Source organism: Flavobacterium soyae, assembly GCF_021245985.1.
GTDB lineage: Bacteria > Bacteroidota > Bacteroidia > Flavobacteriales > Flavobacteriaceae > Flavobacterium > Flavobacterium soyae.
In genome coordinates, this window is sequence record NZ_JAJQXA010000002.1 from 253,100 (window position 1) to 264,145 (window position 11,046).

Sequence of the window (11,046 nt, forward strand, 5' to 3'; positions counted from 1 at the left end):
GATTATTTAATTTCAAGATTTAAATTAGAAAATATAAGATTAGCTACCACTTTTGCAGGACCAGTAGCCATAGTCATATGATTCCCCGGAGTGAAGCTTATTTTAATTTCGCCATCACAATATTCGCGGAAACCGTTGTAAGGTGTATCATGGTTTCTTTCAAATTCTGAAGTCAGTTCAGGTTTAATAAGGGCAATATCACCTTTATAGATTGATGAAGGTCTGTAGTTTTTAATGACATAGTTAGAATGATATGCTTGCTCAATAAATCTGTGCATACCTATCGAATCAGGGTCTATATTTTCCTGAATAAGTAAAGCTCTGATTATTTTTTCATAGTCTTCTCTTTGCTTATTATCACTATCAAACTCGGGTCTGTACATATTAGGATCTAATAATACAAGGGAGCTTACTTCTATTCCCAGTACCTGAAGCTGCATTGCTATTTCAAAAGCTGTACTTCCTCCAAAAGACCATCCGCCCATATGTATTCTTTTACCTTTATACATTTGCAGGATAGAGTTTTTGTAAAACCCAGCCAATGTTTCCAGATCTTTTGCAAGTACCGGATATTCTTCAACGGCAATAGTTTCAAAAACATAAAAATCTACACTATCCTGCATAAACGGCCTTAACGTGTTAAACAGTGATGTTCCCGTAAGCGGCGGTATCAGGAAGAAAATATCTTTATTATCATCATTCTGATTCAGAGTGTGATAGATTTCTTCTCTTTTAAAGTTTTTATTGGCAATCATTGTATCTATAAATACCGCCAGTTTCTCGATAGTATCATGCTGAAACAGCTCTGCTCCTTTTAGGCTCACATTAAACTCTGTGCTTAATTTATAGGCAGCTTTCATTGTCAAGATGGAATTTACACCCATTTCAAAAAACTCTTCATCAATATAAATCACAGAACTTGGCATAATATCAGTAAAAATATCCTTTATTCTCTGTTCTGTCATGCTATTTGTTTTGGTTCTGTTTTTATCCGTTACATTTATCTGTCTTTTCAAAGATTGTATATCTATTTTACCTGTACTGGTTCTTGGAAAATCATCAACAAACAGTATTTTATTCGGGATCATATAGTTAGGCAGTATATCCTTCAAAAAGTGTTTAAGGTTTATATCAGTAAACTCATCAACTTTTTTTACATGACAAAATGCTACCAGCCTTGCCATTGTAGGATCTTCTACGTCTACAGGAACTATTTTTGCCTTCATCACACCTTCAAATTTTTCTATTGCAATTTCTATTTCTTCGGGTTCGATACGGTATCCTCTCAGTTTCAGCATCGCATCTTTTCTTCCTACAAACTGTAAAATACCTTCTTGATCAATATATCCTAAATCGCCTGTTTTTAAGCCTGAAATTTGACCGTTTTCATAGATAAAATTATTATTTGCAGTTCCTATATAACCTTGAGCTACACTTTTACTTTCTACATATATTTCTCCTATAATTCCTGATGGCAGCACATTACCGCTATCATCAATAATTTTAAACACGGTATTATGTATTGGTTTACCCAAAGCAAAGTATCTTGATGATGTATTAAGATTGATTTCAAGCGCTTCGTTATAAGCAGTAGAAGATGCTTCTGTAGATCCATATCTGCTGACGATCGTGGTTTCCGGCATGAGTTTTTTGAACAACATCATGTCTTCCATCGAAATTGCTTCACCACGTACTTCTAAGAAATTAAGTTTATTCAGTAAACTTGTTTTATCATTTTCAATAAGAAGCCTGATAAAACTTGGAGTAAGTGAGAGTCTTGATATTTCTTTCTGAGATACAGTCTCGACAAACTTATCAATATTATGGTACAAGTATTCTGGAAGGATAACGATTTTATTCCCCTGAATAATTGCTTCTAATATATTTCTTATGGAAGGACTGAAAGAGACTCTTATGTTAAGACAAAAAGTATCCTGAACATTAGCCGGATAATTTTGCAGAAGATATAATAACCCGTTTAGGGTGTTTTCATTAGAAACCTTAACGATCTTAGGAATTCCGGTAGATCCAGATGTGTAATAGATTGATAAGATGTCTTCTGTCAGGCTTTCTCTCTCTTCGGTAAGGCTGTCTTCTGAAGGAATATGATCTGAAATATGGATCAGGGTACAGTTTTCTTTTACATATGGCAAACGGTCTCCAAAGAGTGTTTTTTCTTCAGAGCTTATAATACATGCCTGCAAATCTGTTTCAAGAGTTATAAGATTAAGCTGCTCTATCGGGTAACCGTGTTCTAAACTAATCACTGTACATCCTGCTTTTAAAATTCCCAGAATACTCACAACCAGATTGACAGAATACTTAAGGTGAACCCCTACGGCACCTTTAATGTTTTTGGCTATCAGCTGATTTGCGATATAATTACTTTTTGCATCCAGCTCTGCAAATGTTAGAGAATTATCCTCAATATCTTCTATTGCTGTTTTTTCTTTATATTTTGCCAATGCTTCGGTAAAGAGCTTTTGCAGAGAAACATTTTTATGATCAAATTTGTCTCCGACAATAAGGGATCTTTCAATGTCTTTTTTGTACTCAAAAATATCAAGTTCTGAATACTTCAATTCAGCAAGATTTTCCAGATTATTATAAAGACCCATGATAATATCAGTCATGTCGTTTATGATATCTTCTGAAAATATATCTGATCTGTAACTAATGCTGAATGAAATTTTATCTTTTTTTGAAGATGCCAGAATAGACAGTGGAAAATGCGATATACTCTGGCTTTCAGAAACAAGTCTTTCGATACCCACATCGTTAAATGCATCATTATTGTTTTCTGAAACATCTTGAAAACTTACGTTGGCACTAAACAGATTTTTAGCATTGATGGCCTCATAAATTTCAGGCGTAGAAATATAAGAGTACTCACGCGAATCTAAAAGCTGGTAATGAAAATCAGAAATAGATTTCATAATAGTCTCCTGTTTCTCAAAATCATTAGCCACCGGTATTGTTGTAATCATTGGCCCTATGATATCTCTAAAGTTATCATGATCCATATATCGGTGTGTTATGGTATTACCCCACACAAATTTTTTGTTTCTGAAATATTTAGAGAACACCATTCCAAATAAAAAGTTGATCACCGTATTACTGGTCAGCTTATTATTTTTCAGCATTTCCTGAGTGGTAGTATTCAGATCGTAAGTAACATTTAGTTCACTATAAGTTTCCTGAAGGGTTTTCTTAACCGGAACTATTTGTTCTATTGGCGTTGCATCATAATTCTCCAACAGATTTTTCCAGTAAAACAATCCTTTTTCCTTGTTCTGCTTTAACAGCCATTTTGTATATTCAGAAAAAGGAACTGATTGCAAAGCCTTAGGGATAACATTATTCTGAAATCTGCTGTAGTAGCCAAATAACAGTTGCAGCATTAACTGTACCGATACAACATCTGCAATAATATGATGAATTTTTATAATGATAATATGCTTATCTATCAGCGCAAATTTTATAAGTGATTCTTTAGAGATATCAAAGCTGCCCTGCCTAAAAGACTGCTCATCCTGTGGAAGTATCTCTTCACAGAAAAATTTGTCTGTCTCAATAATTTTCGATTTAAAAACCTGTTCCTTGGAATCATAATCAAATGACGATTTTAAAATCTCATTGCTTGATACCAAAAGCCCACATGCCTTCTTGAAAGCATCAAAATCAATTTCTTTTTCAGATTTAAAAGTAAGATGAATAATATACCTAGAACTATCCGGATTATTCTTTACAAATCCTGCCAAGCCTTCTTGAAAAGGTGTCATTCTATAAACAGGAATAAGACTTTCAATATTCTTTGTTTCAAGATGTTTTATAAGATGCTCCTTATTGTTTCTGATAGAGTCTATTAATGTTTTGTTTTCGGCGTCTTTTTTGTTTAAGACGATGTTTAGGTTATAAGACTCATTAAGGCTTACATCAATATTATTGTCCTCAATATATGTTAATAATTCTTTCAGTTCCATTAGTTAAAATGTTAGCGTTATTTTGTTATCAGTTATTGTTTGTATCTCTTGTGAAATTTGGTGCAGGTCTATCGCATCCATAAGATTTTTAAGACTGTATTCTAAACTGAATTCTGCTTTTATTTTATTCAGAATTACCATTGCTTTCAGAGAGTCTCCTCCCAGTTCAAACATATTGTCTTTTATTCCTACCTCATCCAGACACAGTACTTCTTTGATGATATTTACCAGCTTGATTTCTGTTTCAGTTTCAGGAGCTACGTATTCTTTATTTGTAAATACCCTTTCTTTAGAAAAAGTAACATGGTCGAGATCTTCTTCTTCTATAACTTCCAGATATCCGGTCTCTACATCCATTCTGCTTCTGGAAGCAACTACAAGATGTTCTCCCGATGCTATGGACTTAAAGAGAATTTCAAGCATTTGAGAAACGGTAATTGATCTGCTTAAAATAGATTTATGTCTGTATTCCGGCACGTTCTTTAATGCTTCGTTGATCATTCCTACTCCTGCTACAATAGGCCAGTGTACCGTTACTCCCTTATTATTTGCTATGCAATTATCCAGATATGAATTTGCTGCAATATATCCCAGCTGACCTATAAATGGTTTTGATACGGCACGTGACGAATATCCTAAAAAAAACTGCAGAGAATTATTCTTTAATATCTCCACTAAATTTTTAGTACCATATATTTTAGGATTAAATACTGAAGAATCATCTGTTCCTCTTCTTAAAATGATTCCGTTATAGTCTCCTACTCCCGCGGCATGTATCACTCCGGTGATAATCCCTATTTCCTGTTGTGCAGTTTCTATTTTACCTTTAAGCAGTTCATAATCTGAAAGGTCTCCCTGTAGGTACTTTACTTTGGCTCCATAGTCTTCGAGTATTTTTCTATTTTCAGGATTTTCCTCGCCTCTTCCTATAATTATCAGATTAGCCTGTGCATTTTCTGCAATATATTTGGCTGTTTCAAAACCAAGTCCTCTCAAACCACCTGTTATCAAATAGGTATTTGGCATGGAAACCTCATAAGGTTTTGATGGTAATTCAATTTCTTCAAATTTTTTGATGAGGAGCATTTTTTCCCTAACAGCATATTCAAAATGTGCTTTACCGTTCTTTTTAATGTGAGACAATATATCCTGAGAAAAGCAGTCAAACTTTGATACATCGACGCAGGTAGTCGTGATGTTTTCAAATTCCACATTCACCATTTTCAAGGCATTATATGCGGTTGCTTTTATTGCGCTTGTTTTTTCATTTGGTTTAACCTTAAAGAATGAATCTCCAATTAAATTGATATTCAGATCTTTACCAAAGAATACGCTGTCAAATCCTCTTACGAAATGATAAATCGAACGATATCCGTACAAAAGTCCTTCCTCAGTTTCCTTATCTCCAAACCATACAAAATATACCATTCTTGGTACAATACTTTTTTGCTTTAAATTAGAGAACAACGCAGAGGTCTCTTTCTCGTCTGAAAAATCAGTACGTAAAATATTCTCAGATAATTCAGCAGAGCAGCTATTTTTATCCTGATTACAAATGTAAATGGCCTTTTTACCAAAGAAGGAAAGCTTCTCATATATATTGTTGTCATTAGAGATCACAATAATCTGCTCTTCTTCTATATTGGCTTTATTTTCTAAAATATCTATTGCCTGAACTTCCCATTTTTCGCGGTAAGTATAATATTCTTTTTCAAGTTCACGAACTTCCTCTTTCTGAAAGACAGGGTTTGTTATAATTTCATCTATAAACTCAACTTTTTCAAAAGGATATACCGGTGCCGATATGATATTGGCCTCCGGGAAGATTTTTTTCCAATTTATCTCATATCCTTTCTCTGACAATGATACGATAACGTTAAGCATCTGATTGTATTCGGATTCTTCTTTATTATAGACATCGTAAGTCTGAATACTGACATCTACATTTTTCAATATTTTGGATACTGTAGTTCCGGGACCAATGTTTACAATGGTAAGATTATCTTTGTCCGGAAGAATCGTACTGATACATTGATCAAACAAAACTGGCATTTCCATATGATTAAGCCAATATTCTGATGCTATGGCGGAATTCTCATTTACAGTATTTCCTTTAGCACAGGAAGTAAAAGGAATTTGTGGGGCTTTGAATGTGTAACCATCCAGAAACGACTTAAATTCATTTTTTATAATTCCTGTAAAAGGCGTATGGTAAGGTCCGTCAGCTTGTAGTTCAGTAAAATATATATCCTGTTCTTTTAATTTTTCTTCAAACTGAATCATATCGTGTTTGAGTCCTGAAACAGTATAGCTATCCTGCGAATTGTATGCAGATATAAATGTATTATCACTTTCTTTGAGCATATCTTGAAGGTGTGATAACGGAATACGGATGCTTATCATTCTGCCTTCTGGTAAACCAGCAAGTAATTTTGCTCTCTTATGTATAATGTTTAGTGCTTCTTCAAAAGAAATAACCCCGCTTAAACATGCACACACATACTCTCCGAGACTATGACCTATCATGTATGACGGCTTCAACCCTATTTCTATTAATAATTGTGCGTACGAATACTGGAAAGCAAAAATTATAGGGTTTGTATGATCTATTTTTCTTTGATCTATTTCTTCTCCATCCAGAAATATTTTTCTGTAATCTATATCTGAAAGCTTTTCCAATGCAGAAAAACACAGGTCCATAGTATTTCTGAACACCTCAGAATCACGATACATCTGTACGCCCATCTTAATATAACTTGAACCTTGGCCAGAGAATGTGAAAACCAAAGGTTTATTATTCGGGGATATTGCCTGTACACGAGAATTTTCTTTATAAAAACCTCTCAACTTTGAAATCAGATCTTGTCTAGATTCGAATATAAAACTTTTTCTGATATCAAAATTCGATCTTGATTTTCGATACGTATATGCCAGATCATGAATATTTACTTCTTCATTTTCTATAAATTCTGAAACATTTAAAGCTATTTTTCTAAGTGCTTTTTCAGATTTTGCGGAAATTAAAAAAATGTCAGGAAAGTTGTTTTCTATCCTGTTTTTTTCTACAAGCGGAGCCTGTTCCAGAATAATATGAGCATTGGTACCTCCTATTCCCAATGAAGTTACAGCTACCCTTAAAGGTGAATTCTTTTTCTCTATGTCTATAATCTTGTTATTTACATAAAAAGGGCTTTGTTCAAAATTGATGTTAGGATTTGGAGATTCATAGTTAATACTTGGAGGAATCTGCTTATTTTCGAGGCATAATACCGCTTTTATAAAACTTAATATCCCTGCTGCATAACTCGTATGTCCGATATTACTTTTCAGAGAGCCAATAGGAATTTTATTTTCTCTTCCCAATCCATAGGCCTGCGTAAGGGCTTCCACCTCAATAGGATCTCCCAAAGATGTTCCTGTACCGTGAGTTTCTACATAAGATATAGTTTCTGGTAAAACCCTGCTGAATTTCAGTGCTTTTTCAATACATTCTTTCTGCCCGATTACACTTGGTGCGGCATATCCTATTCTCCTGTTGGAATCATTATTACATGCGCTCCCTTTTATAACACTGTAAATATGATCTTTATCTCTTATAGCATCTTTTAATTTTTTCAGCACTACAACTCCTATGCCTTCTCCCCAGGATGTCCCCGATGAATCTGCATCAAAAGCCCTGCAGTGCCCATCTTTAGATTCTACTCCTTCTTTGTAGATATAGCCTTTTTCTTTACTGTTAAAAAAATTGACTCCCGCTATTATGGAATATTTGGATTCTCCCAATAAAAGACTTTTGCACCCTTCATGAATCGCAACCAATGAACTTGAGCATGCACTCATAATAGGCAGCGGTAATCCTGTAAATCCAAATTTATAAGATAAAAGTGCCGGAGTAAAATGATGGGCCGATAAAAAATTAAAGGAATAAAAATCTATGGGTAATTTATCTCTTAGCGATCTTACATGCATCTGCCATGTAAAGTCTTCTATAATACTTACAAATAAACTGCTGCTTTCTAATTTTTTAATATCACTTCCCGAATCTTCCACTGCTTCCCATATAGACTGATGCAGCATTCTGGTTTGCGGGGAAAGCAGTTGGGCTTCATTCTTATTATATCCAAAGAAAGAATAGTCGAAATTTTTTTTGCTTTTTAACCGTCTGCTTTTGCGAACGTAATCTTTATTCTCAGCCATCTCTCTTGGTACACCCGAAGCAACTATTTCATCAATAGTAAGTTCATCAATAGGTTCAAATCCTTTTTTAAGCTGATCCCAGAAAATATTATGATTCTCTGCAGTGGGTACTTTGCATGATATCCCTACCACTGCGATTTCTAAACCTGTATATTCGTTCATGTTATTCTGTTGAAAAATTATTTAATATGCTAAGAGTCTCATCTATGGTACTCAAAGACTCTTCAATACTTTTGTTGTAGTCAGAAGTGGCTGTTTCACCTTTAAGATAAATTACCAGTTTTGAAATCTGAGGAAACTCGAAAATATTAACAGGAGTTACTTCTTTTTTTATTTCTGGCAACTGGTTAATTTCTTTTACCAACTGTAAAAGCTTTAATGAGGTACCTCCTATTTCAAAAAAATTGGCATTTGTACTTATCTGGGATTCTTCAAGATTCAGAAGATTTGCCCAAATTCTGCGGATTTTAATTTCAAAATCACCTTTTGCCTCAATATATTCTGTCTGTATGGTATCTTTAAATGATACTTCCGGCAAAGTTTTTCTATCAATTTTCCCGTTTGGAGTCAGCGGAAATTCGTTTAATGAAATGTAATAAGTTGGGACCATGTAATCTGGCAAATATTTCATTAAATATTTTTTCAGCTCTGCATTGTTAATTGGCATTTCCGCGCTATAATAAACTGCTATATATTGCTCAGAATTATAAGAAACAATATTGGCCAAAACGGTTCTTATATGGCTCGAATAGTTACTTGCTGCTGATTCTATTTCCTGCAGTTCTACTCTGTTTCCTCGCAGCTTTACCTGAAAATCATTCCTTCCTAAAAATTCAATATTATAATCTTCCTGCAGTCTTCCCAAATCTCCGGTTCTGTATAACCTACCGTATTTAGGATGCTCATAAAAACGAATATCAGTTTCCTTAGGATTATTTACATATCCCAGACCTACACCTATTCCTCCTACAACAATTTCTCCTTTAATCCCTAAAGGAAGAACATTATAATTATGGTCCATGATGTACATTTTTACCTTTGGAATAGCTTTTCCTATAGGGAAAATGTTCCCGCTTTCTTCATTTATTTCATAAAATGAAGAGACATCACTTGCTTCACTTGGTCCATAAGAGTTATATATTTTGATATCACTTACTAGATTCCTCAGGTTTTTAATGATTACCGGATCTATTTTTTCTCCTCCAAATATTACTTTACGCAGCGAGTTTAAAACTTTATACTCTGCATCAGTAAAAGAGCTAAATATGGCCGGAGCTGCATTTGCTACCGTTATTTTATTTTTGTGGATGAAGGAAGGAATATCATACAATCCAGTATTTTCCAAATAAATTGTAGCCCCGGCTAAAAGCGGTGCAAAATAGTTTTTTTGAGTAAGGTCAAAACTAATATTACTTATAATACCTACTTTATCATCTTCGTTAATTCCTATATCATTTTTATACCATTCCAGCAGGTTAAGAAACCCTTTGTGTGTATTAATAGCCACTTTAGGTTTTCCGGTAGATCCCGAGGTACACATCAAATAAACAGGATCTTCTTCACTAATATTCTGATTCTGCTCTACGCAAACAATTTGTTCTATCTTATCTAAAAACTCCTTAAGCCGTGCTTCATCAAAGATCAATTTACAGTTAATATCTTCGAGCAATGATTTTTTCCTTTCTTCAGGAATAAAAGGGTCAATTACAACATACGCATTTCCTGATTTTATAACTCCAAGCAGTACGGGAATAAAATATTCTGATTTATTGATGCAGATACCAATATAACTTTTTTCGTTTTTTGTATAACTGCTGATGTAATGTGAAACTTTATCTGACAGATATTTTACGTCTCCATAAGACAATGATTTTCCTTCAAAATCAATCGCTGTTTTTGTGAAAAATTTATCAAAAGAATCTTCAAATTTTGCAATAAGACTTTCGGTTTCAAATACTTGTAATTCTCTATGAAACAGATATTCAACAATCTGGTTTTCGCTTTCAGATATATAATTGATCTCATGAAGAATAGTATGGAGATTTTTTGATAAATCATTAATTATATTTATCAGATGTTCCAGTAAACGCTCAACTTGTTCGTGTTTATAAGAAGGATGAAAATCAATACTGATATTAAACTGCTCTCGATCATCCTGAATCAGAATGTCAATATATGAACTGCCTCTTTCTTGAAATCTCTTACTGCATATTTCTTCTTTAGAATTGAATGAAAAAAACATTCCTGTTTTTACCATTTCTTTCAGCAGTTTATTTTTCTCCTCATCTTCCCGTAAATCTTTCCATTGATCTTCTTCTGATGCAGCTTGAATTGCCTCAGCTTCTTTTCGAATATGATTTTCTATCGTGTCTTTGTCTTCGATTTTATTCTTTATAAACAGTGTTCTGTCTTCATCTTTACTTAAAAAATTGGTACTGAGAATGGCGTTTTTCTGTCCTGTATATCGATATAATAATATTCTGTAAATTCCCAGAAACAAAGCCTGCGAGATAATATCATGTTCTACAATAAACTTTTTTACTTGATTATATTTAGTACCTGAAATATTTCTGCTTATTACCGTAGAAACGGTATGCTGAGTGTCTCTGCTATTCTTCAAATCATTAAGATCAAGGGTATCCAGTTCTTCGTGTCCAAAGTAAAGCACATCCCTGAAGAAATAAAATGTATCTTTCCTGATTAAATACGCTATTATTTTTTCTTTATTCTCCTTCAAAAACGTTTTTTCCTCTACAGAAAGTTGAAATACATTCCCTTTAAGCCTGATCTGTGTGTTTTCAATTTCCAGTCTTATTCCTTTTGCATCAAGCGTCTTTAAAATAGGTATGATTTCCATATTTATTTT

3 protein-coding genes are annotated in these 11,046 nt (G+C 33.7%); all 3 read right to left on the reverse strand.

Annotated features, from left to right (window positions below):
• Window positions 1-2 precede the first annotated feature (2 nt).
• Genes LUU93_RS03625 through LUU93_RS03635 form a run of 3 tightly spaced genes read right to left on the reverse strand, consistent with a single transcriptional unit; the run spans window position 3 to window position 11,037 of the window.
• Window positions 3-3,983: a condensation domain-containing protein gene (locus tag LUU93_RS03625; RefSeq protein WP_232678390.1), complete on the reverse strand. Its 3,981-nt coding sequence runs from the start codon at window positions 3,981-3,983 to the stop codon at window positions 3-5.
• A 3-nt stretch (window positions 3,984-3,986) separates the two neighbouring features.
• Window positions 3,987-8,342, reverse strand: coding sequence for a type I polyketide synthase (locus LUU93_RS03630; protein ID WP_232678392.1), 4,356 nt, complete (start codon window positions 8,340-8,342; stop codon window positions 3,987-3,989).
• 1 nt (window position 8,343) lies between these two features.
• Window positions 8,344-11,037 (reverse strand): AMP-binding protein, encoded by a 2,694-nt coding sequence (locus tag LUU93_RS03635; RefSeq protein WP_232678394.1) that lies wholly within the window; start codon window positions 11,035-11,037, stop codon window positions 8,344-8,346.
• Window positions 11,038-11,046: the final 9 nt, after the last annotated feature.

Coding starts and splice junctions, on each gene's coding strand:
- LUU93_RS03635 (WP_232678394.1), bottom strand. CDS start 11,037: ATGGAAATCATACCTATTTTAAAGACGCTTGATGCAAAAGGAATAAGA.
- LUU93_RS03630 (WP_232678392.1), bottom strand. CDS start 8,342: ATGAACGAATATACAGGTTTAGAAATCGCAGTGGTAGGGATATCATGC.
- LUU93_RS03625 (WP_232678390.1), bottom strand. CDS start 3,983: ATGGAACTGAAAGAATTATTAACATATATTGAGGACAATAATATTGAT.